We start from the raw sequence: 24,401 nt of genomic DNA on the forward strand, positions 1-24,401 counted from the left end.
CGCTTCGCCGGCGCCCTTCACGATAGGCATATCGTTGCGCGCACAACCATATCACCTTTCGCCGCGCACCGGTATCGCGGGTTTCGCCGGAGCCGCTCCCGCCCTTACAACTGGTCGTCGACCGGCAGCAGCGTGAAGATGCCGGTCATCACGTTGCGCAGCAGTCCCGCATGCGGGTCGACGTGATAGGTGGTGGTCTGACCGTCGTCGGTGCCCGTCCATTCGAGCGCGGGCGGGCTGCCGTCGGCCCGCTTGGCGAGCGTCACGCGGTAGCTTTCGTCCGGCTGCGTCACGCGCGCGAAGATCGCCGCGGCCTGCTGCGCGAGCACCGGGCTGTGGATCACGAGCGCGAGCTCGGTGTTCAGGTACGCGGAACGCGGGTCGAGGTTCAGCGAGCCGATCACGAGGATTTGCCGGTCGATCACGTACGCTTTCGCATGCAGGCTCGCGCGCGAGCGCGACCCGAACAGCCGCGCGGGCTGCTGGTCCGGCTGCGACTTGAATTCGTACAGCTCGACGCCGTGCTGCAGCAACGGCACGCGGTATGGTGCATAGCCGGCCTGCACCGCGACCGCGTCGGTCGCCGCGAGCGAATTCGTGACGATCGCGACGCGCACGCCGCGCGCGGCCGTGTCGCCGAGGATCTTCACGCCGGCGTCGTGCGGCACGAAGTACGGCGAAAACGCGAGGAATTCCTTCTGCGCGCCGCGCGTCAGCTCGGCCAGGCGCTGCATCGGCGGGCTCACGTACGTGCCGGTCGGCCGCGCGACCTTGGTCGGCGCATCGACCTTGAATTCGGCCGGCGCCCACACGAGTTCGAGTTCGGCGCGCGCGATCTGCCGGGCGAGCGGCGTCGCGTTCAGCGGCTTCGCGTTGTACGGATCGGCGTTCTTGCGCCAGTGCTCGCGCAGCTCGTCGCGCATCGCGTCGAGATCCTTAGGATCGAACTTCTGATGATTGAGCACGCGCAACGGATAGCTGCTCGCGCTCGCCCAGTAGTCGTCGAAGCTCTTCGAGATGTCGTGGGTCACGGGGCCGGCCGCCAGCACGTCGAGATCGCGGAACTGGAGCGTCGGGCTCGCACTGAAGTATTCGTCGCCGAGATTGCGGCCGCCGACGATCGCGAGCTGGTTGTCCGTGATCATCGCCTTGTTGTGCATCCGGCGCGTGAAGCTGTCGATCCGCGTGAAGAAGTTTGTCGTGCGCTCGACCACCCCGCGCTGCGACGCGCCGAACGGGTTGAACACGCGGATCTCGATGTTCCGGTGCGTATTGAGCGCAGCCATCACGCGGTCGATATCGTCGAAGTTCAGGTCGTCGACCAGCATCCGCACGCGCACGCCGCGATCGGCCGCGTACAGCGCCGCGCCGAGCAGCAGCTTGCCGGTCGTGTCCTCGGTCGCGATGTAGTACTGCATGTCGAGCGTCTTCGTCGCCGCCCGCGCGAGCGCGATGCGCATCTGCAGTGCGGTGGCGCCGTCGGCCAGCAGCCGGAAGCCCGACTGCCCCGGATGCGCGGCTTCCGGCGCGGCCAGTGCGTCGCGCAGCGGTGTCGCGGTATCGGCCGGCAGCGCGTGGGAGACGGGGCGATCGAGCGAGGTGGCAGGCGGATGCGTCGCGCACGCGGCGAGCGGCAGCAGCGCGCAGACGACCAGCGCGCGGGCCTGGCGGCATGCGGCGCGCCACGGCGGCACGGCCGGTGCGCGCCGGATCAGGGACGTGAGCACGAAAGCTTCCTCGACAGTCGGATCAATGGGCACGTCATCGCCGCGGCGCGCGGCTGACAGGCGGTTGCGGTCGATTCTAGTGGGCGCCCGACGAACCGGTCAATTAGGCGGGGCCGCATGCCGCGCCGAGCAACCGCCACGCGCGCCGTGCGGCGCGGCGTCTCGTCCGCGACGGCCGCCGCGCAAGCCATCGCAGCCGCTGGTCCGACCAATCTCACGACGCGTCGCCGCTGCGCTCGAAATGGCTGCGCACGTAGTCGATATGCGTCTGCATCGCGGTGCGCGCCTCCTCGGGGCGGTGCGCGCAAATCGCGTCGCATACCACCCGGTGCTGCAACAGGAGCAACTCGGATGCCTGCTCGTCCCCCATCGTCATCCCGGCCACGTTGATCGAAATGTGCTCGCGCAACATCCCGATCACGCTCGTATGCAGATGCAGGAACATCGTGTTGTGCGACGCGAGCGCGATCGCCTCGTGCAATTTCGCATCGGTCGCGGCTTCGACGGCCGCGTCATCGTTCGCGTGCGCGGTTTCGAGCTCGCGCAGCAGCGCGCGAATCCGGCGCCGGTCGTTCGCATCGGCCCGCAGCGCGGCGAAATAGGCGGTCGCGCCTTCCAGCACGCGGCGGAATTCGAGGATGTCGTCGCGCAGCGCCGGATGATCGGCGACCAGTTGGCCCCATGGCGACGCGATGCCGGCGCGCAACTGGTCGGTCACGTAGACGCCCGCGCCGCGCCGGCTCTGCAGCAGCCCGCGCGCGACGAGCCGCTGGGTCGCCTCGCGCACCGTATTGCGCGCGACGCCGTACTGCAGCGCGAGCACGCGCTCGGCCGGCAGCCGCGCGCCGGCCGGCCACGTGCCGTCGAGCAGCGCCGTCTCGATCTTGCGCATCACCACTTCGGTCCGGCCCCGTGCCGTCATCGCCGCCATCGTCGCGTCTCCCCGCGGAATGCGTGCCGCGCCGATTGGCCCAACCAATTTGAGCTTCGGCGCGGACGCGGCAATTATGCAGCGAAATCGACGCTCCGCACGCCGGACCGTCGCCTCTGGAGCGAGACATGAACCCACGGCCGTACCCCACCGCCCCCGCGCACGTCTATCTGTTCGCGACCTGCCTGGTCGACCTGTTCGTCCCCGAAGCGGGGCTCGACGCGGTCCGCCTGCTGGAACGCGAGGGGCTGACCGTCCACTATCCGCGCGGCCAGAGCTGTTGCGGGCAGCCGGCCTACAGCAGCGGCAACCCCGACGAAGCGCGCCGCGTCGCGGCCGCGCAGCTCGACCTGTTCGCGCAACCGTGGCCGGTGATCGTGCCGTCCGGTTCGTGCGCGGGCATGATCCGGCACCATTGGCCGGCGCTGTTCGCCGACGATCCCGTTCACGGCCCGAAAGCGCGCGCGATCGCGGAGCGGACCTACGAACTCGCCGAATTCCTCGTCCACGTGCTCGACGTGCAGCTCGACGCGGTGGTGGCCGACGCCGGCCCCGGCGAACGCGTCGTACTGCACACGTCGTGCGCGGCACGGCGCGAGATGGGCACGCGCGTGCACGGCGTCGCGCTGGTCGACGCGCTGCCGGGCGTGACGCGCATCGAACACGAACGCGAGTCCGAATGCTGCGGCTTCGGCGGCACGTTCTCGCTGAAGCATCCGGACATCTCCGGCGCGATGGTGCGCGACAAGGTCGCGTCGGCCTGCGCGACCGGTTGCGACCGGCTCGTGTCCGCAGACTGCGGCTGCCTGCTGAACATCGGACACGCCGCGGCCAAGGCCGGCGCGGCGCTGCCCGTCGAGCATCTCGCGAGCTTCCTGTGGCGCCGCACGGCCGGCGCCGGCTCGCTGCGCGGAGATTCGCAATGAGCGCACGCGACGCGATCCTCGCGCGACTGCGCGCCGCCGCACCGGGCGTCGCGACGAACGCCGCGCCCGCGCTCGATGCACGCATCGACGCGCATTACGACACGCGCCGTGCATTGGCCGGCCCCGCCCTGGATGCACGCGTGCAGGCGATGCAGACGGCGCTCGCCGCGTCGCATGCCGAAGTCTGGTGCGCGAGCGCCGACGCATGGCCCGCGCAGCTCGCCGCACGTCTGGCCGATGCCGGCGTGCGCCGCCTGCTGCTCGATCCGGCCCGCGCCGAATCCGCGGCGCTCGCCCGCGCGCTGCCCGAACCGGTCGCGCCGGTGCCGTTCGACCGGCCGATCGACGCCTGGAAAACCGAACTGTTCGACACGATCGACGCGGGCTTCACCGTCGCACGCTCGGGCATCGCGGCGACCGGCACGCTGGTGCTCGCGCCCGATGCCGGCACGCCGCGCACGGTGTCGCTGGTGCCGCCGCTGCACGTCGCGCTCGTGCATGCGAGCACGCTGCATGCGGACCTGCACGCCGCCGTGCAGGCCGAGCGCTGGCCAGCCGGCATGCCGACCAACCTCGTGCTGGTATCGGGCCCGTCGAAGACGTCCGACATCCAGCAGACGCTCGCCTATGGCGCGCACGGCCCGCGCCGCCTGTGGGTCGTGATCGTCACCGATTCGGCCGCGCCGTCGGCCGCCCCCGCTTGCGAGGAGCTGCCGCGATGAGCGACCACACGCTGCAATTCGTCGCCCCCGGCGACTTCAAGACCCGTGCGCGCGCCGCGCTCGACGATCCGGCGCTGCGCCGCAGCTTTCGCGGCGCGATGGACTTCCTGCAAGGCAAGCGCGCGACGCAATTCCCCGACGACACCGAGCTGCAGCATCTGCGCGATCTCGGCGAAGCCGTCCGGCAGCACGCGCTCGCGCAACTGCCCGCGCTGCTCGAACGGCTGGAGACGAAGCTCACCGCAGCCGGCGTGCACGTGCACTGGGCCGAGACGGCCGCCGACGCGAATGCGATCGTGCTCGGCATCGCGCAGGCGAAAAAGGCGCGCCGCGTGATCAAGGGCAAGTCGATGGCGAGCGAGGAAATCGAGCTGAACCATTACCTCGCGGAGCACGGGGTCGACTGCATCGAATCCGACATGGGCGAATTCATCGTGCAGCTCGCGGGCGAGAAGCCGTCGCACATCGTGATGCCGGCGATCCACAAGACCCGCGGCGACATCGCCGAACTGTTCGAGGCGCACCTGCCCGGCACGCGCTACACGGAAGACGTCGACGAACTGATCCAGACCGGCCGGCGCACGCTGCGCCGCGCGTTCGCGGAAGCGGACATCGGCCTGTCCGGCGTCAACTTCGCGGCGGCCGACACGGGCACGCTGTGGCTCGTCGAGAACGAAGGCAACGGCCGCCTGTCGACGACGGTGCCCGACACGCACGTGGCGATCATGGGGATCGAGAAGGTGGTCGAGAAGCTCGAGCACATCGTGCCGCTGTCGAGCCTGCTCACGCGCTCGGCCACCGGCCAGGCGATCACGACCTACTTCAACCTGATCTCCGGCCCGCGCCGCGACGGCGAACGCGACGGCCCGCGCGAGCTGCATCTCGTGCTGCTCGACAACGGCCGCACGCAGGCGTACGCGGACGAACAGTTGCGCGCGACGCTGCAATGCATCCGTTGCGGCGCGTGCATGAATCACTGCCCCGTCTATACGCGCATCGGCGGCCACGCGTACGGCACGACCTACCCGGGCCCGATCGGCAAGATCATCTCGCCGCACCTGCTGGGCCTCGACGCGACGGCCGACCTGCCGACCGCGTCGACGCTGTGCGGCGCATGCGGCGAGGTGTGCCCGGTGCGCATCCCGATCCCGCAATTGCTCGTGCGGCTGCGCACCGAAGCGAACCGCAAGCCCGGCGAACCGGTCGCGCATCCGTTGCGCGGTCAGGGCGCGAACTACGACCGCACGGAAGAACTCGTGTGGCGCTTCTGGTCGGGCGCGTTCGCGCATCCGCGCGCGTACCGCGCATTCCGCTGGGCCGCGACGCGCCTGCGCGCGCTGACGCCCGCGAAACAACTGGGCTGGACGCAGCACCGCACGCCGCTCGAACCGGCGCCGCGCAGCCTGTCCGACCTGCTGCGCGCCCGCGGCCAGCCCGAATAGCGCATCCGCTTTCAAACCCGTACCCCGATAAATCCATGGAGGAGACAACCATGCAGGTTTGGCACCAGATCTACACCCCGCTCGGCAGCCTCGGGCTGTCGGCGCTCGTCGCCGCGATTCCGATCATCTTCTTTTTCGTCGCGCTCGCCGTGCTGCGGATGAAGGGCCACGTCGCCGCCGCGATCACGCTGCTGCTGGCGCTCGGCGTCGCGATCGTCGCGTACGGCATGCCCGTGCCGCAAGCGCTCGCGGCGGCCGGCTTCGGCTTCGCGTACGGCTTGTGGCCGATCGCGTGGATCATCGTCGCGGCGGTGTTCCTGTACAAGATCGTCGTGAAGACCGGCCAGTTCGACATCATCCGCGCGTCGGTGCTGTCGATCACCGACGACCAGCGGCTGCAGATGCTGCTGATCGGCTTCTCGTTCGGTGCGTTCCTCGAAGGCGCGGCCGGCTTCGGCGCGCCCGTCGCGATCACGGCCGCGCTGCTCGTCGGCCTCGGCTTCAAGCCGCTGCATGCGGCCGGACTGTGTCTCATTGCCAACACCGCGCCGGTCGCGTTCGGCGCGATGGGCATCCCGATCATCGTCGCCGGGCAGGTGACGGGCATCGACGCGTTCCACATCGGCGCGATGGCCGGCCGTCAACTGCCGCTGCTGTCGCTCGCGGTGCCGTTCTGGCTCGTGTTCATGATGGACGGGCTGCGCGGCGTACGGCAGACGTGGCCGGCCGCGCTCGTCGCGGGCGGCAGCTTCGCCCTCACGCAGTACTTCACGTCGAACCACATCGGGCCCGAGCTGCCGGACATCACGTCGTCGCTCGTGAGCCTCGTTTCGCTCGCCGCGTTCCTGAAGGTCTGGCAGCCGAGCAGCGCGAAGCAGACGGCAGGCGGAATCGTCGCGTCCGGCGGCGGCGCGGCGCTCGCCGGCTTCGGCGCGGGCGGCAACGGGGCGGGCGCGAGCCGCCAGGCGTCGCCGTACACGCTCGCGCAGACCGTGCGCGCATGGTCGCCGTTCCTGATCCTGACGGCCGTCGTCACCGTGTGGAGCATCGCGCCGTTCAAGGCGCTGTTCGCCGCGCACGGCGCGCTCGCGTCGACCGTGCTGAAGTTTCACGTGGCCGGGCTCGACCAGCTCGTCGTGAAGACCGCGCCGATCGCCGCGACGCCGAAGGCGCTCGACGCGGTGCTGAAGATCGATCTCGTGTCGGCGGTCGGCAGCGCGATCCTCGTGACCGCGCTGATCTCGATGGCGCTGTTGCGGATGAAGCCGCGCGACGCGCTCGTCACGTTCGGCGAGACGCTGAAGGAACTGACGCGCCCGATCCTGTCGATCGGCCTCGTGCTCGCGTTCGCGTTCGTCGCGAACTACTCGGGGATGTCGTCGACGCTCGCGCTGATACTGGCCGCGACCGGCGGCGCGTTCCCGTTCTTCTCGCCGTTCCTCGGCTGGCTCGGCGTGTTCCTGACCGGCTCGGACACGTCGTCGAACGCGTTGTTCTGCTCGCTGCAGCAGGCCACCGCCCATCAGCTCGGCGTGCCCGAAACGCTCGCGGTCGCCGCGAACACGACGGGCGGCGTGACCGCGAAGATGATCTCGCCGCAATCGATCGCGGTCGCGTGCGCGGCGACGGGCCTCGTCGGCAAGGAATCGGAGCTGTTCCGCTTCACGGTGCGGCACAGCCTGCTGTTCGCGGTGATCGTCGGGCTGATCACGCTCGTGCAGGCGTACCTGCTGCCGGGAATGGTGCCGTAAGCGGCACGCAGGCACGGCCCAAAACAAAACCCCACGCCCGAACAACGAGCGTGGGGTTTTTCATGTCGCATGCCGATCGCCGGCGTCGACGGCCGGCGACCCACTACGCGATCAGCCGCGGAATCAGCTGCCCTTCGCGATGCGATCCTCGATGTGCTGCGCACGGCTCGACGAAGACGGGTGCGAACTCATCATCGAGCTCTGGCCGCCGTCGAGCTTTGCAAGCTTCTGGAACGCGGTAACGAGGCCCTTCTGGTTCATGTTCTTCTGCTTCATCAGGTCGAACGAGTAGTCGTCGGCCGCGCTTTCCTGCGACTGCGAGAACTGCGCGTTGATGAACTTCTCGGTGATGTCGCCGAGCTGCGAGCTCGACAGCGCCGCCACGCCCGGCGATGCCGCGCCGGCTGCGCTGCGCGCCGCGCTGACCGCGTACGCCGTCTGCATCGCCTTCTTCGAGTGGCCGAGTGCGACGTGGCCCATTTCATGGCCGATCACGCCGCGCAGTTCGTCGTCGTTCATCATGTCCATCAGGCCGCTGTACACGCGCACGCAGCCATTGCCCATCGCCCACGCGTTGACGTCCTTGGTCATGTAGACCTTGTAGTTGATCTTCTGGCCGTTCAGCGTCATGTCGCCGAAGCCCTTCATCACCTTCGTCAGGCGCTTCGCGTAGGCGCTGTTCGCCGGCGCGATCTTCGATTCGGCGTCGCTCGACTTGCACGACTCGTTCGACAGCGCGGCGATGTCGCTGTCCGACAGCGTCGCTGCCTTGTACAGGTTGGTCCCCGCCGACGTCAGGCTGTTCGCGTCAAGGCTCTGCACCCCGCCGCACGCGCTCAACAGAAACGCCACGCCACATGCCGCCACCGCTTTCTTGAGTTGCATCCCGGAATCCCTCGATAGTTGTATTTGGGAGCGGCGATTTTGCATAATCCGGCAGAAAATTACCAGTTGTTTACAGCGAATGACACGTTCATTACTCAGTGGATTGAAACGACGCGGCGATCCGGCCCCGCATTGACGACGAAAGGCGCGGCAATCGCCGCACCCGGCACGGCGACCGGGGCGGCCAGCGGACCGGCCGTCGCTCAGGCTGCCTGGTCGCGGCGCCGCGTCAGGCGGCGGGCGACGAGCATCGGCAGCCGCATCGCGAAGCCGGTGAACAGGCGCAGGTGCATCCACGCGAGCAGCGCGTTGTCGCGGCCGTAGTGAAAATGCGACACGCCGCCTTCGTGGCGGCCGAAATAGCGCACCGGCGCGTCGATGCGGATCGGGCGCACGCCGGCCCAGCACAGCCGCACGGCCGCTTCGGGATCGAAGTCGAAGCCGCGCATCCACGGCTGGCGCCGCATGATCGCCGCCAGCGGCGCGACCGGATACACGCGAAAGCCGTACAGCGAATCGCCGATCCCGGCCCACAGCGTCTCGAGGTCGGCCCACGCGTTCGACAGCCGGCGCCCCTGCACGCGCAACTGCGGCGCGCTCGCGTCGAACTTCGGCACGCCGAGCACCATCGCGTCGGGCGCGGCCTGCGACGCCGCCATGAAAGCGGGAATCAGATCGGCCGGATGCTGGCCGTCGGAATCCATCGTCAGCACGTGCGTGAAGCCGCCCGCGGCCGCCGCGTCGAGCCCCGCGAGCACCGCGGCGCCCTTGCCGCGATTCTCCGGCAGCACGATCACGCGCAGGCCGGGATCGCACTCGGCCATCGCCTGCAGCCGTTCGGCGCTGCCGTCGGTGCTGCCGTCGACGACGACCCACACCGGATTCCACCGCGCGCGGGCCTGGCGCACGGTCGTGTCGACCTTGGTGCCCGGGTTGTAGCTCGGAATCAGGACGAGATGGGTGGACGACGCGTGCAGCTTGGACATGGGAACAGCCGATGGTGAAGACGGGGATCCTGACAAAAGTGTATGACTCGCCGACGAACGCCGGCACGCGTCGTCGACGCCGGCCGCAGGCCGGACCGGCGGGCCGATCGTGAGGCTCTCGCGCTTCATGACAGCCACGCCATCGCATGACCGGCGCTGGCCTCGATCTCGACCAGCAGGTCGTCGCGACACACGTCCGCATGCACGAACAGCGGCCGCACGCGAGGGCCGGCCGCGTCGCGCAGCACGCGCTCGATCGCGGCCAGCGCCGCGGTATCGCCGGCGTCGCGCACATAGACGCGATAGCTCAGGTCGGCGAGCGAGAACGGGCCATGCCCCTGCCGCGCGGCCTGCTCGAGCACCGCCGCGAGGTTCGCGACCGTCTCGCGCGTCTGCGCGACGACGTCGCCGCGATGGACGGTACGGTGCCCGACGATGCTCGCGGTGCCCGATACGAACAGCACCGGCGCCGCCTTCCCCTCGGCCCAAGCGGCGGCGCGCGCGAACGTCGGCGCACGCGGGCCGTACTGTGCCGGATAGTGATACGCGCTGACCTGGCGCGGGTTCTCGATGGAATCGGCCGGCGTGCGGCTCGCGAGGAAATGAATCGCGAGCGGCGCGGCCGGCGACGCATCGCCTGCGACCGGCACGACCGAGCCGAGCGCGCACGCGGCCGGCACACTGCCCGTGAGCGCGCGTCGGCACGCATCGAACGCACGCTGACGGCCGATATTGAACTGACGATAGCGCTCGATCCCGCCCTGCACCGCATTGATCGCCGGCACGGTGTTCCAGATCCGCAGCGGATGCGGCATGCCGAGCGTATCGAGCAGGTCGAACAGCGCGCGGTACGCCTCGAACGTCGCGCGTTCGAGCGGCGTGCCGCCGTCGTGCGGCGCGTCGTACGCCGCGTCCGTCTCGTGCACGACGAGGCTACCGAACACGAGCCCCGCCGCTTCGCTGTAGCGGTAGTGCAACGCACCGCGCCGCGCGCTGCGCAGGTCGTGCGCATCGCATTGCCAAAGCTCGCAGACGGCATCGCCCGGTGCAACCTCGGCGCCGAGCAGCGCCATCTGCACCGGCGCGACCGGCAGGCCGGGCGCGGCATCGGTCAGCCTCCGCGCCATTGCGTCGGCGCGCGACGCGTCCGGTGCTCCCGCCGCGCCGATGCACACCGCGCCCAGCGCGCCGGAAAATACGCGATCGAGTCCGTCGCCCTGCGTGCGCGCGTCGCGCAGCAGCGCGGCGAGCCGCGCATCGGTCATCTGGACGAGCCGCAGCGCGCGCTCGCCGCCGTGCGCGAACGGCACGGCGGCGGGCAACAGCGGACTCGGGCGCCGTTCGGCGTCGACTGGATGCACGGACACTTCGATTTCCTCACTATGCGGCGCAGGCCGCGCGACCCCGCGGCACTGCACCGCGTGGCGTTACGTCAGGCCTACGCGGCGCGCTTCGTCACGCGAGCCCGCCGTTGACGGACAACACCTGCCCCGTCACATAGGCCGCGGCGTCGGATACCAGGTACGCGACCATCGCCGCGACTTCGTCGGGCCGGCCCGCGCGCTGCGCGGGCACGAGCTGCTTGATGCGTTCGGCGGGAAACGCCGGTTCGGCCATCGGCGATGCGATGATGCCGGGCGCCACCGCGTTCACGGTGATGCCGCGCGACGCGAGCTCCAGCGACAGCGACTTCGTCGCGCCGATCAGCCCCGCCTTCGCGGCCGCGTAGTTGGCCTGCCCGCGATTGCCCGTCACGCCGGCCACCGACGCGATGTTGACGATCCGTCCGCGCCGCATGCGGATCATCGGCAGCAGCAGCGGCTGCGTGACGTTGAAAAAGCCGTTGAGCGTCACGTCGATCACGCTGTGCCACTGCCGGCGCGACATGCCGGCCATCGGCGCGTCGTCGTGAATGCCCGCGTTGTTGACGAGGATCTGCACCGGCGCATCGTCGATGAACGGCTGCAGCGCGGCGAGCGTCGCATCGGCGTCGGTCACGTCGAACGCGATCGCGTGCGCGGCGCCGCCGGCCGCGACGATCTGCTGCGCGACGGCCTCCGCCTGCGCGAGATGGCGGTTCGCATGCACCCATACTTCATGGCCGGCCTGCGCGAGCGCCACGCAGATCGCCTGCCCGAGTGCGCCGCTGCCGCCCGTCACGAGCGCCCGCATCGAATTGCTCCGTTCATCGCGTTCTCACCTCGATCGATGCGGCCGCGCGCCGTCCGTCGAGCGCCGCCGCGTGCCGTCCTCACCGTTGCATCGCGCCCGTGCGCTACACCCATGCGCGCCGCCGTCACTTCGTGCGATGCGCGGCGACATAGGCCGCGAGCGCCCCGAGCGTCGCAAAGATCTTTTGGTTATCCGGATTGTCCGAGCGCAGTTCGAAGCCGTATTTCTTCGAAATCAGCAGCGCGATTTCCAGGATGTCGATGGAGTCGAGCCCGAACCCTTCGCCATACAGCGGAGTATCGGCCGTCACTGTGTCGAGCGGGACGTCTTCGAGATTCAATTCGCCGATGATCAGCGTGGCGAGCTCTTGTTCCAGTGCGTTCATCATGGGTGCGTGCAGGCGGCCCATGGCAGCGGGAGGTGCACGGAAACGGCAACCGTCGGGCACGCCCGGCGCGTGCGAAATCTCCGTCCCTCCGGCGTCTGCCGGCTTCCCCGCCTGCGTCGTTGGGGGATTGTTTGTAAAAGTTACGCGGATTCTAGACGAAGGGTATCGGGCCGTATACCGCGAATGGTTACAAGACTGGCGAGCCATCGCCGCGGCCCGTTTCGGACGCGAATGCACGAGACGCTTGAGCCGCTTCGGATGGAAATGGACCGACCCCGCGAAACCGTTCGTCCGGTGCCATACAATCGGTTACAAAACCCGGTCGCGGCGGCCCCGAACCGCGCTGCCGCGGCCCTAAAATGAGCGTGCCCGACCACCGGCCCGGACCCGCGTCCCGGCCACCATTCATATGATGTTTGACGCCCGCCCCGCGTCCCCCACGATCCGCCCGATGTTTCCTGCCATGCCGCATCCGCCCTTGCGCTCCGTTCCGGTTCGCCCGCCCGTCAGCCGCTGCCGCACGGCCGCCGACCGCTGCGCGCGCCGCGCGGCCGGAGGCCGCCGATGAGCCGGCTGCTGCCCGTCGCGCGGGGTGTCGCCGCGGTCGGCGCCGTGGCCGCCTACCAGGCCGGCGCGCACTACGCGAGCGCAACGCCTGGCGCGCACGGCTTCGGCCTCGCGATGGCGCTCGTGCCGCCGCTGCTGCTCGCGCTCGGCGCGGCGCTGCGCTCGCCGCGGCGCGCGTGGCTCGTGCCGGCCTGGCTGCTGGTTGCCGCCACGCTGTGGGCCGCGCGCGCGCCGCTCGCGCAGCACTTCGAATGGGGCCTATATCTGGAGCACGCGAGCTTCAACGTCGCGATGGCGCTGCTGTTCGGCCGCACGCTCGTGGCCGGTCAGGTCCCGCTGTGCACGCGCTTCGCGGCGATGATCCACGGCACGGTCACGCCGGCCGTCGCGCGCTACACGCGGCGCATCACGCTCGCGTGGACGCTGTTCTTCGTCGCGATCGCCGCCGTGTCGACGCTGCTGTTCGCGACCGCGCCGATCGTCACGTGGTCGACCTTCGCGAACTATCTGTCGCTGCCGCTCGTCGCCGCGATGTTCGCGGCCGAGCATGCGTGCCGGCGTTTCGCGCTGCCGCACGAGCCGCGGCCGCGGATGGTCGACGCGGTGCGCGCGTATCGCGCGTCGACCCACGCATCGCAGGGCTCGCGATGAATTCATGACCGGCACGGCCCCGCGGCCGTGCCGGCCTTCGTTCCCGTCTTGACCGATTTATGCCGACTCACCCGCTGGTATTCCATTCCTCGCCGGACCAGACGATCGCCTGGCGCGACGGCGCGCCCGTCACCGTGCGCGCGTTCGTCGCCGACGTCGCGCGCGTGGCCGCCGCGCTACCCGCCGGCGGCCACGTGTTCAACGTGTGCCGCGACCGCTATCGCTTCGCGGTCAGCCTGTGCGCGGCGCTCGTCGCCGGCAGGATCAGCCTGCTGCCATCGACGCACACGCCGGAAATGGTCCGCCAGCTCGCGTCGTTCGCGCCCGACGCGTTCTGCCTGCACGACGCGCCCGATTGCACGATCGACCTGCCGCGCTTCGCGTATCCCGATGCCGCGCCCGGCGAACCGGCGAGCGACGCGCCGTTCGCCGTGCCGCGGATCGATGCGGCGCGGATCATGGCCTACGTGTTCACGTCCGGCTCGACCGGCCAGCCGGTGCCGCACCGCAAGACCTGGGGCTTCCTGGTCGGCTGCGTGCGCGCGGCGGCCGATCGCCTCGGGCTGCTCGACGGCCGCGCGGCCACGCTGATCGGCACGGTGCCAGCGCAGCACATGTACGGCTTCGAATCGACGGTGCTGCTCGCGCTGCTCGGCGGCCTCGCGTTCAGCAACCGCCAGCCGTTCTATCCGGGCGACATTCGCGACGAGCTCGATGCGATCTCGCAGCCGCGCGTGCTCGTCACGTCGCCGATCCACCTGCGTGCGCTGCTGTCGGCCGGCCATGCGCTGCCGCCCGCGGCGCTCGTGCTGTCGGCCACCGCGCCGCTGTCGGAAAAACTCGCGCGCGAAGCCGAGGCCGCGCTCGACGCGCCGCTCGTCGAGATCTACGGCAGCACCGAAACCGGCCAGATCGCGACCCGTCGCACGTCGCAAGGCGCCGCGTGGGAACTGTTCCCGGACATCCGGCTCGACGCACGCGACGAACCGGACGGCGACGACAACGGGCCGACCGTGTGGGTATCGGGCGGCCACGTCGAGGCGCCGGTGCCGATGGGCGACGCGCTCGAACTGCTCGGCGACGGCCGGTTCCTGCTGCACGGCCGCAAGGCCGACCTCGTCAACATCGCCGGCAAGCGCACGTCGCTCGCGTACCTGAACCATCAGCTCAACGCGATTGCCCAGGTGGTCGACGGCGTGTTCTTCATGCCTGACGAAGCCGCGCCGGCGCACGGCGACACGGCGCTCGAGCCGGTCACGCGGCTCGTCGCGCTCGTCGTCGCGCCGACGCTCGCGGCCGCCGATCTGCAACGCGCGCTGCGCGAGCGGATCGATCCCGCGTTCATGCCGCGCCCGCTCGTGTTCGTCGATGCGCTGCCACGCAACGAAACGGGCAAGCTGCCGCGCGACGTGCTGGCCGCGCTCGTCGCGCACCATGCGCGCGCGACGGCCACGACGGCTGCAACGGCCGCGCCGCCCGCCGAGCGCGCCCCGGCCGGCACGCCCGCGCTTGCGTTCACGATTGCCGCCGACCATCCCGCGCTGCCCGGCCACTTCCCCGGCCATCCGGTCGTGCCGGGCGTCGTGCTGCTCGATCGCGCGATCCATACGATCGGTGCGGCGCTGAACCGTCCGCTGCACACGTGGCGGCTCGGGTCCGCGAAATTCCTGAGTCCGGTCGCACCCGGCGAACCGCTCGCGCTCGCGTACGACGCCGCGGCCAGCGGCGCGATCCGCTTCACGGTGCGCGCCGGGTCGCGCGAGGTCGCGAGCGGCGTGCTGTCCGCACCGCCGGCCGCGCAGGACGGTGCGCAACGATGAAACGCACCGCATGGGCCGAGCGCCAGGAGCGCAGCAACGCGAGCCTGCTGCGCGCGATGACGTGGATCTCGCTGCGCTTCGGCCGACCGCGCGCGCGCATCGTGCTGCACCTGATCGCGACGTATTTCGTGCTGTTCTCGCCGGCCGCGTGCGCGGCGTCGCGCGACTACCTGCGCCGCGTGCTCGGCCGCCCCGCGCGCTGGCGCGACGTGTACCGGCACGTATTCACGTTCGCGGCGACGATCCACGATCGCGTCTACCTGATGAACGGACGCTTCGACCTGTTCGACATCCGGCTGCACGGCGAGACGCGCGTCGATGCCGCGCTCGCGGATGGGCGCGGCGCGTTCCTGATGGGCGCGCACCTCGGCAGCTTCGAGGTCGTGCGCGCGATCGGCCGCACGCGTCCGGACCTGCGCGTGGTCGTCACGATGTACGAGGAGAACGCGCGCAAGATCAACGCGACGCTCGCCGCGGTGAACCCGGCCGCGCAGCCGGAGGTGATTCCGCTCGGGCACGTCGACTCGATGCTGAAGGTGCGCGAGCGCCTCGACGCGAACTGCATGGTCGGCATGCTCGCCGATCGCACGCTGCTCGACGACGCGGCCGCGTCGCTGCGACGCCTGCCGCTGCTCGGCGCGCCGGCCGCGTTTCCGCTCGGGCCGCTTTACATGGCCGCGATGCTGAAGCGCCCGGTGATCTTCATGACGGGCCTCTATCGCGACGGCAACCGCTACGACGTGCACTTCGAGACGCTCGCCGATTTCTCCGACGTGCGGCGCGACGCGCGCGCGGCGGCGGTCGACGCGGCGCTCGCGCGCTACGTCGCGCTCCTCGACAAGTACTGCCGCATGGCGCCGTACAACTGGTTCAACTATTTCGATTTCTGGCAGGGCGGCGATGCCGCGGCCGCGCGCCGCGCTGTGGCGCACGCCGGCGCCGACCTGCCCGCCACGAGGGATTCCGACGCATGATCGCCGTTCGCCGCCGCCGCCCGTTCCCGTTCTCGCCGCACCGCATCGCCCGCGTGCTCGCCGCCGCGGCCGCCGCGATCGTGCTGGCCATGCCCGCGCACGCAGCCGACGCCGGCTCGGCGTGGACCCTCGACCGGCTGATGTCGACGCTCGCGCAGCACAAGTCGGGCCGCGCGACCTTCACCGAGACGAAGACCCTGTCGATTGCCGAGCAGCCGATCGAATCGTCGGGTGAACTGATGTTCGTCGCGCCCGACCATCTGGAAAAGCACACGCTGAGCCCAAAACCCGAACACCTCGTTGTCGACGGCGACATGCTCACCGTCGAGCGCAACAACCGCAAGTACACGCTCGCGCTCGCGCGCTATCCGGAGCTCGGCGCGTTCATCGACAGCATCCGCGCGACGCTGGCCGGCAACCGCTTCGCGCTCGAACAGGTGTACAGGGTCGCCCTTTCCGGACGCGGCGACGACTGGACGCTGACGCTCACGCCGCTCGATTCGCGGATGCTGAAGGTCGTCAGCACGATCACGCTCGACGGCACGCGCGACGTGTTGCGCAGCGTCGCGATCCGGCAGGCCGACGGCGATCGTTCGGTGATGCGCCTGCAACCGGTCGCGGCGAACGCGAACTGATGGACGAGCGTACGCGCCCCGCCCCCGTCGCCCGCCGCGTGCCCGCATGGCGGCAGCGCGCGGTGCTCGCGTGGCTGCTCGCGCTCGTCGCGTGCGGTATCGCGATCGGGCGCGCGCACTTCACGGCCGACCTGTCCGCGTTCCTGCCGAATGCGCCGAGCGCCGGGCAGCGCGTGCTCGTCGACCAGTTGCGCGACGGCATCGTGTCGCGCCTGATTCTCGTCGCGATCGACGGCGGCGACGCGGGCACGCGCGCCGCGCTGTCGCGGCGCATGGCCGGCACGCTGCGCACCGATCCGCAGTTCGCGGCCGTGCACAACGGCGAAGCCGCGAACGACGCGCGCGACCGGCAATTCATCTTCGACCATCGCTATCTGCTGAGCCCGGCCGTCACGCCGCAGCGCTTCAGCGCCGACGGCCTGCACCGGGCGCTCGGCGACAGCCTCGACCTGCTGGGTTCGTCGGCCGGCCTCGTCGCGAAGGCGATGCTGCCGCGCGACCCGACCGGCGAAGTCGCCGCGCTGGTCGACGGGCTCGACAGCGCGGCCGAACCGGCGAGCCGCGACGGCGTGTGGGCGTCGCGCGACGGCACGCGCGCGGTGCTGGTCGTGCAGACTGCCGCCGCCGGCTCCGATACCGACGCGCAGGCCCGCGCCATCGACGCCGTGCGCCGCGCGTTCGCGGCCGCGACGCGGGCCGTGCCGAACGCGAACGCCGCGACGCTTGCGATGACCGGCCCCGGCGTGTTCTCGGTCGACACACGCGACACGATCCGGCACGACGTCGAGCGGTTGTCGACGGCAAGCGTCGTGCTGATCGTCGCGCTGCTGCTCACGCTGTACCGTTCGCCGCGCACGCTCGCGCTCGGCCTGCTGCCGGTGCTGACCGGCGTCGCGGCCGGGATCGCGGCGGTCGGCGTCGCGTTCGGCACGGTCCACGGGCTGACGCTCGGTTTCGGCACGACGCTGATCGGCGAAGCCGTCGACTATGCGATCTACCTGTTCGTGCAATCGGCGCAGGCCGGCACGCGCGGCGCCGCCCGCCCGGCCGACGCGACGCGCGCGTGGGTCGCCGCGTACTGGCCGACGATCCGGCTCGGCGTGCTGACGTCGGTGTGCGGGTTCGCGTCGATGCTGTTCTCCGGCTTCCCGGGCCTCGTGCAACTCGGGCTGTATTCGATCGTCGGGCTGACGGCCGCCGCGCTCGTCACGCGCTTCGTGCTGCCGCACCTGCGCGGCGAGCATGTCGCGATCCGCGACGTATCGCGCGTCGGCGCCGTCCTCGCGCGCGCGGCCGACGCCGCGCCGCGGCTGCGCGGGCCGCTCGCGGTGCTCGTGGTCGCCGCGTGCGCGACGCTCGCGCTGCATCGCGACGGCCTGTGGAGCCGCGAGCTCGCCGCGCTCAGCCCGGTGCCCGCGCCAGCGCAGGCGCTCGACGCGCGGCTGCGCGCCGACGTCGGCGCGCCCGACGTGCGCTATCTCGTCGTGATCGCCGCGCCGACCGAACAGGCCGCGCTCGAAGGCGCGGAAAAAGTCGCCGCGCAGTTGCAGCCGCTCGTCGACCGCGGCGCGCTCGGCGGTTTCGAAAACCCCGCACGCTACCTGCCGAGCGATGCCGCGCAGCGCGCGCGCCAGGCGAGCCTGCCGGATGCAACGGCGCTCGCCGCACGAATGCGCGATGCCGTCGCGCACCAGCCGATCGCGGTGAAACCCGGCCTGTTCGCGCCGTTCCTCGTCGACGTCGACGCCGCACGCCGCGCGCCGCTGCTGACGCGCACGGACCTGCGCGGCACGTCGATGGCGCTCGCCGTCGATGCGCTGCTGACCGAACGCGACGGCCGCTGGAGCGCGATGCTGCCGCTGCGGGCGCCGGACGCCGCGCGCGCCGCGCAGCCCGCGTCGAGCCTCGACGCCGCGCCGATTCGCGCCGCCGTCGCGCGCGCGGGCGTGCCCGATGCGCTGTTCGTCGACATGAAGGCCGAAGCCGATCGCCTGTACGTGAGCTACGTGCACGAGGACATCCGGCTGTCGCTCGCAGGATTCGCCGCGATCGCCGTGCTGCTGGCGATTGCGTTGCGCTCGCCGCGCCGCGCCGTGCGCGCCCTCGCCCCGCTCGTCGCGGCCGTGCTGGTCGTGACAGCCGGCTTCGCGCTCGCCGGCGTGCCACTGACGATCCTGCACCTCGTCGGGATGCTGCTGATCGTCGCGGTCGGCTCGAACTACGCGCTGTTCTTCTGCCGGCGCGACGACGCGCAGCCCGTCACGCCGTACACGCTCGTGTCGCTGCTGATCGCGAACCTCGCGACGGTCGCCGGCTTCGGGCTGCTCGCGCTGTCGCGCGTGCCGCTGCTCGAAACCTTCGGGCTGACCGTCGGCCCCGGCGCGATGCTCGCGCTCGCGTTCGCGGCGATTCTCGCGCCGCGCGCCGAGGGAACCGCAGGGTTCGGCCCGCGCGAACGAGGAGGCCGCGCATGAACGTGCCGCCTGTCATTCCGCCGCGCGATGCCGGCGACGCACGGCGCTGGAAGCCCACGCCGCTGATCGCGAGCGCCGCCGCGCTGCACGCCGGCGCGGCCGCAACCGTGATCGCGCAACCGGCCGCGTGGCCGTGGGCCGTCGGCGGCGTGGTCGCGTCGCATCTCGCGCTGACCGCGGCCGGCCTGTGGCCGCGCAGCACGCTGCTCGGCCCGAACTGGACACGCCTGCCGGCCGGCGCGGGCCGCCGCATCGCGCTGACGATCGACGACGGTCCCGACCCGGACGTCACGCCGCGCGTGCTCGACCTGCTCGACCGCTACGACGCGCGCGCGACGTTCTTTTGCATCGGCGATCTCGCGCGCCGCCATCCGCGATGGATCGAGGCGATCGTCGCGCGCGGCCATGCGGTCGAGAACCACAGCCAGCGGCACCGCCATACGTTCTCGCTGTCGGGGCCGGCCGCGCTGCGACGCGAGATCGCGGCCGCGCAGCAGACGCTGACCGACATCGCCGGCACGCGCCCGCTGTTCTTCCGCGCGCCGGCCGGCCTGCGCAATCCGTTTCTCGAACCGGTGCTGTGCGAATTCGGCCTGCAACTCGCGAGCTGGACGCGGCGCGGCTTCGACACGCGTGCGCGCGACGCCGCGACCGTCACGCGCCGCCTGCTGCACGGGCTCGATGCACGCGACATCCTGCTCGTGCACGACGGTCACGCGGCGCGCGATGCGCGCGGCGAACCGGTCGTGCTCGACGTGCTGCCCGCGGTGCTGCGCGCGGCCGCCGGCGCGCAGTTGCACTGGACCACCTTGCGCGCGGCGCGCGCGCCCGAACCGTCCGGCCAGCCGGGCGTTTCGGCACCCCCGTTTGATAAAATCTGACCTCGAACGGCGCGCGTGCCAGCCCTGCTGCCGCGCCTGTTCCGGCCACCGGATGCGACCCTCGTGAACCCTCTCCTGCTCTCGCACTTCACCGCCACCAGCTGCATCGGCCGCGGCCTCGACGCGACCCTCGATGCGTTGCGCCACGCCCGCGGCGGGCTCGCGCCGTGCCACTTCGAGCGTGCGGATCTCGATACGTGGATCGGCGCGGTGGACGGTGTCGATGCACAGCCCGTGCGCGCCGATCTCGCCGACTTCGACTGCCGCAACAACCGCCTCGCGCAACTCGGCCTGACGCAGGACGGCTTCGACGCGCACGTCGCGGCGGCGGTCGCGCGCTACGGCGCCGCACGCGTCGGCGTGTTCATCGGCACGAGCACGGCCGGCATCCTCGAAACCGAACGCGCGTACCAGCGCCGCGATCCGGCGAGCGGCGCGCTGCCGGCCGATTTCCGCTACGCGCACACGCACAACCCGTATTCGCCGGCCGCGTTCGTGCGCGCGTATTTCGCGCTGCGCGGGCCGGCGATGGCGATCTCGTCCGCGTGCTCGTCGGGCGCGAAGGTGTTCGGCTCCGCGCGACGCATGATCGAGGCAGGGCTGATCGACGCGGCCGTCGTCGGCGGCGTCGATTCGCTGTGCCTGACCACGCTATACGGCTTCAACTCGCTCGAATTGCTGTCGCGCCAGCCGTGCCGGCCGTTCGATCGCGCGCGCGACGGCATCTCGATCGGCGAAGCCGCCGCGTTCGCGCTCGTCGAACGCGTCCCTGCCCCGCCCGCCGCGCTCGACGGCGACGCGATCCTGCTGCTCGGCATCGGCGAATCGAGCGACGCGCACCACATGTCGTCGCCGCATCCGGAAGGGCTCGGCGCGCGCGCCGCGATCGAGCAGGCGCTCGCGTCCGCCGGCCTCGGCGCGCACGAGATCGACTACGTGAACCTGCACGGCACCGCGACGCCGAGCAACGACGCAGCGGAAAGCCGCGCGCTCGGCGCACTGTTCGCCCGCACGCCGTGCAGCTCGACGAAGGGCGCGACCGGCCACACGCTGGGCGCGGCCGGCGCGCTGGAGGCGATCGTCGCCGCGCTCGCGCTGCGCGAGCAATTCGTGCCGGCCGGCGTCAACACGACGCAGCCCGACCCGGCGCTCGCAGCCGATTACGTGCTCGCGAGCCGCAACACGCGCGTGCACGCCGTCCTCTCCAATTCGTTCGGCTTCGGCGGCACGAATTGCAGCCTGCTCCTCGGCCGCGCCCAGAGCGTGGCCGGCCGCGCCCGACGTTGAGGCCCGCCATGACACTCACCGCCTTCATCGAAAGCATCGGCCTCGTCGGGCCGGGATTGCACGACTGGCCGCATGCGGCCGACGTGCTCGCGGGCCGTGCGCCGTACGTGCCGGCCCGCACCGAGCTGCCGCCGCCGGCCGGGCTGCCGTCCGCCGAACGGCGCCGCACGGGCCCCGTCGTGCGCGCCGCGCTCGCGGTCGGCCACGAAGCGGTGGCCGCGAGCGGCCGCGACGCCGCGACGCTCGCGACCGTATTCAGCGCGTCCGGCGGCGACGGCCAGAACTGCCACGCGATCTGCGACACGCTGGCCGGCGACGATCGCCAGCTGTCGCCGACCCGCTTCCACAATTCGGTGCACAACGCGCCGGCCGGCTACTGGAGCATCGCGACCCGCGCGACGGCGACGTCGAACGTGCTGTGCGCGCACGACGGCAGCTTTGCCGCCGGCCTGCTCGAAAGCCTGTGCCAGGTCGTCGTCGATCGCGTGCCGAGCCTGCTGATCGCGTACGACACCGACTATCCGGAACCGCTGCGCACGGTGCGGCCGATCGACGACGCATTCGGCGTCGCGCTCGTGTTCGCGCCGGAAGCCGGCGAACGCACGCTCGCCCGCATCGACGTGCAGCTCACCGATGCACCCGCGACGACGCTCGCGCATGCCGGACTCGACGCGCTGCGCGCCGGCAATCCGGCCGCGCGCGTGCTGCCGCTGCTCGATGCGCTCGCCACGCGGCGCTCGACGCGCGTCGTGCTCGACTACCTCGACGATACGCGCGTGCAGGTCGACGTCGCGATGTCCGAACCGTCGGCGGAGCGCGCGCGATGACCGCAACGGCCGGATCGACCCCGCCGCTCGACCGCGCGTGGATTGCCGCGCACATTCCGCATGCCGGCGCGATGTGCATGCTCGATTCGGTCGACGCGTGGGATGCCGAACGAATCCGCTGCACCGCGACGAGCCACCGCGATCCGCACAACCCGCTGCGCGCGCACGGGCGGCTCGCGTCGGTCTGCGGCATCGAATACGCGGCGCAGGCGATGGCCGTCCACGGCGCGCTGCTCGGCGCGCACGAAGCGCCGCCGCGCGTCGGCTATCTCGCGAGCGTGCGCAACGTCGACGCGTTCGTCGACCGGCTCGACACGTTCGAAGCGCCGCTCATCGTCGATGCGCAGCGGATGAGCGGCGACAGCCGCTCGGTGCTGTACGGCTTCGCGCTGCGCTGCGGCGAGCGCGTGCTGCTGTCCGGCCGCGCGGCGGTGATGCTCGACGCATCGGCCGCCGGCGCGTTTCAACCGGCGCCTGCCGGCCACACGAATCCTCGATGACGAGGCTTACCTCAAGGAAACCGGTCGTGAAAGTTCGTCAGTTCATTGGCGCCGCGCTCGTTCTGGCGCTGCTCAGCCCGCTCGCGCACGCGGACATGTCGGAAGTGAAGCAGGACATCAAGCGCGATTCGAAGGAAGCCGCGCATAAGACCGGCGAGGCCGCACGCAGCTTCGGCCACGCGACCGCGAGCGCAGCGAAGGCGGTCGGGCACGGCGTCGCCCACGTATCGCGCGAAGGCTGGGATGCCACCAAGCGCACGACGAAGCGGATCTTCCACAAGAACGACGCGGGCGAGTCGGCTGGAAAGCGCGAGAAGAACGACTGACTGCGCGCCCCGCGCGCGCTGCCGACGGCATGTGCGCGCGCCGTGACCGCTCACCCACTGCTCACCGACCGCTCGGCCATCGCTCACCGCTGGCGACGCGCCGGCGCCGCCGTCAGCGTGCCCGGCGCATGCGGTGCGGCGACCTCGCCGGCCTGCGCGCGAGGCACTTGCCGTACGCGACGAGCCAGCAATCGCGATGATCGAAGTTCCGCAGCAGCCGTGCGCGGCGCCGCTCGAGCCAGTAGAGCGAGATCGCCATCGTCAGCCCGATGGCCAGCGCCGAGCCGCCGATCGCCAGCCCGATCCAGGTGTCGCCCATGCGTTCTCCGGAATGCGGCGCCGAAGCGGCGCGCCTGCCGCCGCTCCGGCACGGGATGGGGAACGCGGCCCGCCCCCGAGCGAGCGCCGTGCGGGCCGCCGCATGTCACTGCATGTGCTGACCGCCGTTGATCGCGATGTTGGAGCCCGTCACGAAGCCGGCCTCCTCCGAGCACAGGTAAGCCACCAGCGCCGCGACTTCCTCGGGCTTGCCGAGCCGGCCCGCCGGAATCTGCGGGAGGATCTTCGTGTCGAGGATGTCCTGCGGGATCGCGGTGACCATCTTCGTCGCCAGATAGCCCGGCGACACCGTGTTCACCGTCACGCCCTTGCGCGCGACCTCGAGCGCCAGCGATTTCGTGAAGCCGTGCATGCCGGCTTTCGCGGCCGCGTAGTTGGTCTGGCCGACCGCCCCCTTCGAGCCGTTCACCGACGAGATGTTGACGATACGGCCCCAGCCGCGCTCGACCATGCCGTCGCAGACCGGCTTCGTCATGTTGAACACGGAATCGAGGTTCGTGCGGATCACCGCGTCCCAGTTGACCTTGTCGAGCTTGCGCAGCGTCATGTCGCGCGTGATGCCCGCGTTGTTCACGAGAATGTCGACCGGGCCGACGTCCCGCACGATCTTCTCGATGCATTGCTGGCACGAGTCGTGATCGGCCACGTCCACCGGGTACGCATGGAATTCCCGGCCGGCTGCATGCATCTCGGTCAGCCAGCGGTCCGCGCCGGCGTTGTTCGGCGAATACGTGACGACTACCCGGTGACCCGCGTCGTTCAACCGGATGCTGACCGCCTCGCCGAGGCCGCCCATTCCACCTGTCACAACTGCAATTCGCTTGGTCATACTATGAATTACCGACAAAAAAGTAATCGATGAAAGGCGGAGCGACGGCCTCGCACATGCTGCCGCCCCACCGCTTCGATGCGCAGCCGCCCGCGTCGCGGGCGCGGCACCCACCGGCGCCGCGCTGTGTTGTTGACTGCCTGTCTTGCGCGAAAACCGCCGGGCTCGCTTGCGACGCCGATTCGCGCCGCAAGCGAGCCGTGTCGTCAGACGCGCTGCTCAGACGCGCTCGATCGCGAGCGCGACGCCCATCCCGCCGCCGATGCACAGCGACGCCAGCCCGCGCTTCGCATCGCGCTTGGCCATCTCGTGCAGCAGCGTCACCAGGATCCGGCAGCCCGACGCGCCGATCGGATGGCCG

At 71.0% G+C, this 24,401-nt stretch carries 23 protein-coding genes and 1 pseudogene; 14 read left to right on the plus strand and 10 right to left on the minus strand.

What is annotated here, in order from left to right; all coding sequences use genetic code 11:
* Nucleotides 1-104 precede the first annotated feature (104 nt).
* Nucleotides 105-1,727, minus strand: a complete 1,623-nt coding sequence (locus tag QZM72_RS33315) for a phospholipase D family protein (protein WP_301740233.1) — start codon at nucleotides 1,725-1,727, stop codon at nucleotides 105-107.
* Between the two features lie 214 nt (nucleotides 1,728-1,941).
* Nucleotides 1,942-2,658, minus strand: a complete 717-nt coding sequence (locus tag QZM72_RS33320) for a FadR/GntR family transcriptional regulator (RefSeq protein WP_089468434.1) — start codon at nucleotides 2,656-2,658, stop codon at nucleotides 1,942-1,944.
* Nucleotides 2,659-2,786: 128 nt separating this feature from the next.
* On the opposite strand from QZM72_RS33320, the gene QZM72_RS33325 reads away from it, so the two are divergent.
* Genes QZM72_RS33325 through QZM72_RS33340 form a run of 4 tightly spaced genes read left to right on the plus strand, consistent with a single transcriptional unit; the run spans nucleotide 2,787 to nucleotide 7,499 of the window.
* Nucleotides 2,787-3,584, plus strand: a complete 798-nt coding sequence (locus QZM72_RS33325) for a (Fe-S)-binding protein (RefSeq protein ID WP_089468435.1) — start codon at nucleotides 2,787-2,789, stop codon at nucleotides 3,582-3,584.
* Nucleotides 3,581-4,306, plus strand: coding sequence for a lactate utilization protein C (locus QZM72_RS33330; RefSeq protein WP_089468436.1), 726 nt, complete (start codon nucleotides 3,581-3,583; stop codon nucleotides 4,304-4,306). Before QZM72_RS33325 ends, QZM72_RS33330 begins: the two co-directional genes overlap by 4 nt.
* On the plus strand, nucleotides 4,303-5,748 hold the full coding sequence (locus QZM72_RS33335) for a LutB/LldF family L-lactate oxidation iron-sulfur protein (protein ID WP_301740234.1): 1,446 nt from the start codon (nucleotides 4,303-4,305) through the stop codon (nucleotides 5,746-5,748). Before QZM72_RS33330 ends, QZM72_RS33335 begins: the two co-directional genes overlap by 4 nt.
* Before the next feature lie 50 nt (nucleotides 5,749-5,798).
* Nucleotides 5,799-7,499: a lactate permease LctP family transporter gene (locus QZM72_RS33340; protein ID WP_301740235.1), complete on the plus strand. Its 1,701-nt coding sequence runs from the start codon at nucleotides 5,799-5,801 to the stop codon at nucleotides 7,497-7,499.
* Between the two features lie 123 nt (nucleotides 7,500-7,622).
* Here QZM72_RS33340 and QZM72_RS33345 read toward each other — a convergent pair whose 3' ends face one another.
* The 5 genes from QZM72_RS33345 to QZM72_RS33365 all read right to left on the minus strand — a co-directional run bounded on the left by QZM72_RS33345 (nucleotide 7,623) and on the right by QZM72_RS33365 (nucleotide 11,951).
* Nucleotides 7,623-8,384 carry a M48 family metalloprotease gene (locus QZM72_RS33345; RefSeq protein WP_301740236.1) on the minus strand — a complete coding sequence of 254 codons (762 nt, stop codon included), beginning with the start codon at nucleotides 8,382-8,384 and terminating at the stop codon, nucleotides 7,623-7,625.
* 203 nt (nucleotides 8,385-8,587) lie between these two features.
* Nucleotides 8,588-9,370: a glycosyltransferase family 2 protein gene (locus QZM72_RS33350; RefSeq protein WP_089468439.1), complete on the minus strand. Its 783-nt coding sequence runs from the start codon at nucleotides 9,368-9,370 to the stop codon at nucleotides 8,588-8,590.
* 125 nt (nucleotides 9,371-9,495) lie between these two features.
* Nucleotides 9,496-10,788: an endoribonuclease L-PSP gene (locus QZM72_RS33355; RefSeq protein WP_301740237.1), complete on the minus strand. Its 1,293-nt coding sequence runs from the start codon at nucleotides 10,786-10,788 to the stop codon at nucleotides 9,496-9,498.
* A 37-nt stretch (nucleotides 10,789-10,825) separates the two neighbouring features.
* Complete coding sequence (fabG, locus tag QZM72_RS33360; RefSeq protein ID WP_301740238.1) at nucleotides 10,826-11,542, minus strand: 3-oxoacyl-ACP reductase FabG; 717 nt, start codon at nucleotides 11,540-11,542, stop codon at nucleotides 10,826-10,828.
* Between the two features lie 124 nt (nucleotides 11,543-11,666).
* Complete coding sequence (locus tag QZM72_RS33365) at nucleotides 11,667-11,951, minus strand: phosphopantetheine-binding protein (protein WP_084044082.1); 285 nt, start codon at nucleotides 11,949-11,951, stop codon at nucleotides 11,667-11,669.
* Nucleotides 11,952-12,494: 543 nt separating this feature from the next.
* Between QZM72_RS33365 and QZM72_RS33370 the strand changes: the two genes are divergently transcribed.
* The 10 genes from QZM72_RS33370 to QZM72_RS33415 all read left to right on the plus strand — a co-directional run bounded on the left by QZM72_RS33370 (nucleotide 12,495) and on the right by QZM72_RS33415 (nucleotide 22,872).
* On the plus strand, nucleotides 12,495-13,148 hold the full coding sequence (locus QZM72_RS33370) for a hypothetical protein (RefSeq protein ID WP_301740239.1): 654 nt from the start codon (nucleotides 12,495-12,497) through the stop codon (nucleotides 13,146-13,148).
* Between the two features lie 59 nt (nucleotides 13,149-13,207).
* The gene (locus tag QZM72_RS33375) at nucleotides 13,208-14,968 is read left to right on the plus strand and encodes an AMP-binding protein (RefSeq protein ID WP_301740240.1); all 1,761 of its coding nucleotides are present in this window, start codon (nucleotides 13,208-13,210) and stop codon (nucleotides 14,966-14,968) included.
* Nucleotides 14,965-15,942: an acyl-CoA synthetase gene (locus QZM72_RS33380; RefSeq protein WP_301740241.1), complete on the plus strand. Its 978-nt coding sequence runs from the start codon at nucleotides 14,965-14,967 to the stop codon at nucleotides 15,940-15,942. Before QZM72_RS33375 ends, QZM72_RS33380 begins: the two co-directional genes overlap by 4 nt.
* On the plus strand, nucleotides 15,939-16,577 hold the full coding sequence (locus QZM72_RS33385; RefSeq protein WP_301740242.1) for an outer membrane lipoprotein carrier protein LolA: 639 nt from the start codon (nucleotides 15,939-15,941) through the stop codon (nucleotides 16,575-16,577). The genes QZM72_RS33380 and QZM72_RS33385 overlap by 4 nt, the downstream gene beginning before the upstream one ends.
* On the plus strand, nucleotides 16,577-19,051 hold the full coding sequence (locus QZM72_RS33390; RefSeq protein WP_301740243.1) for an MMPL family transporter: 2,475 nt from the start codon (nucleotides 16,577-16,579) through the stop codon (nucleotides 19,049-19,051). Before QZM72_RS33385 ends, QZM72_RS33390 begins: the two co-directional genes overlap by 1 nt.
* A complete protein-coding gene (locus QZM72_RS33395; protein WP_301740244.1) occupies nucleotides 19,048-19,932 on the plus strand; it encodes a polysaccharide deacetylase family protein in 885 nt (294 codons plus the stop codon). The genes QZM72_RS33390 and QZM72_RS33395 overlap by 4 nt, the downstream gene beginning before the upstream one ends.
* Before the next feature lie 63 nt (nucleotides 19,933-19,995).
* The gene (locus QZM72_RS33400; RefSeq protein ID WP_089468793.1) at nucleotides 19,996-21,219 is read left to right on the plus strand and encodes a beta-ketoacyl-[acyl-carrier-protein] synthase family protein; all 1,224 of its coding nucleotides are present in this window, start codon (nucleotides 19,996-19,998) and stop codon (nucleotides 21,217-21,219) included.
* A gap of 8 nt (nucleotides 21,220-21,227) precedes the next feature.
* Nucleotides 21,228-22,046, plus strand: a complete 819-nt coding sequence (locus QZM72_RS33405) for a beta-ketoacyl synthase chain length factor (RefSeq protein WP_089468448.1) — start codon at nucleotides 21,228-21,230, stop codon at nucleotides 22,044-22,046.
* Nucleotides 22,043-22,546, plus strand: a complete 504-nt coding sequence (locus QZM72_RS33410) for a hotdog family protein (RefSeq protein WP_089468449.1) — start codon at nucleotides 22,043-22,045, stop codon at nucleotides 22,544-22,546. Before QZM72_RS33405 ends, QZM72_RS33410 begins: the two co-directional genes overlap by 4 nt.
* A complete protein-coding gene (locus QZM72_RS33415; protein ID WP_089468450.1) occupies nucleotides 22,543-22,872 on the plus strand; it encodes a hypothetical protein in 330 nt (109 codons plus the stop codon). The genes QZM72_RS33410 and QZM72_RS33415 overlap by 4 nt, the downstream gene beginning before the upstream one ends.
* Nucleotides 22,873-22,984: 112 nt before the next feature.
* On the opposite strand, the gene QZM72_RS33420 is transcribed toward QZM72_RS33415, so the two are convergent.
* The 3 genes and pseudogenes from QZM72_RS33420 to QZM72_RS33430 all read right to left on the minus strand — a co-directional run.
* Nucleotides 22,985-23,191 carry a hypothetical protein gene (locus QZM72_RS33420; RefSeq protein WP_089468451.1) on the minus strand — a complete coding sequence of 69 codons (207 nt, stop codon included), beginning with the start codon at nucleotides 23,189-23,191 and terminating at the stop codon, nucleotides 22,985-22,987.
* Nucleotides 23,192-23,296: 105 nt separating this feature from the next.
* Nucleotides 23,297-24,040, minus strand: coding sequence for an acetoacetyl-CoA reductase (phbB, locus tag QZM72_RS33425; protein ID WP_301740245.1), 744 nt, complete (start codon nucleotides 24,038-24,040; stop codon nucleotides 23,297-23,299).
* A gap of 219 nt (nucleotides 24,041-24,259) precedes the next feature.
* Nucleotides 24,260-24,401, minus strand: a pseudogene (locus QZM72_RS33430) (acetyl-CoA C-acetyltransferase); the annotation flags it as partial.

Source organism: Burkholderia sp. AU45388 (assembly GCF_030481585.1).
GTDB lineage: Bacteria > Pseudomonadota > Gammaproteobacteria > Burkholderiales > Burkholderiaceae > Burkholderia > Burkholderia sola.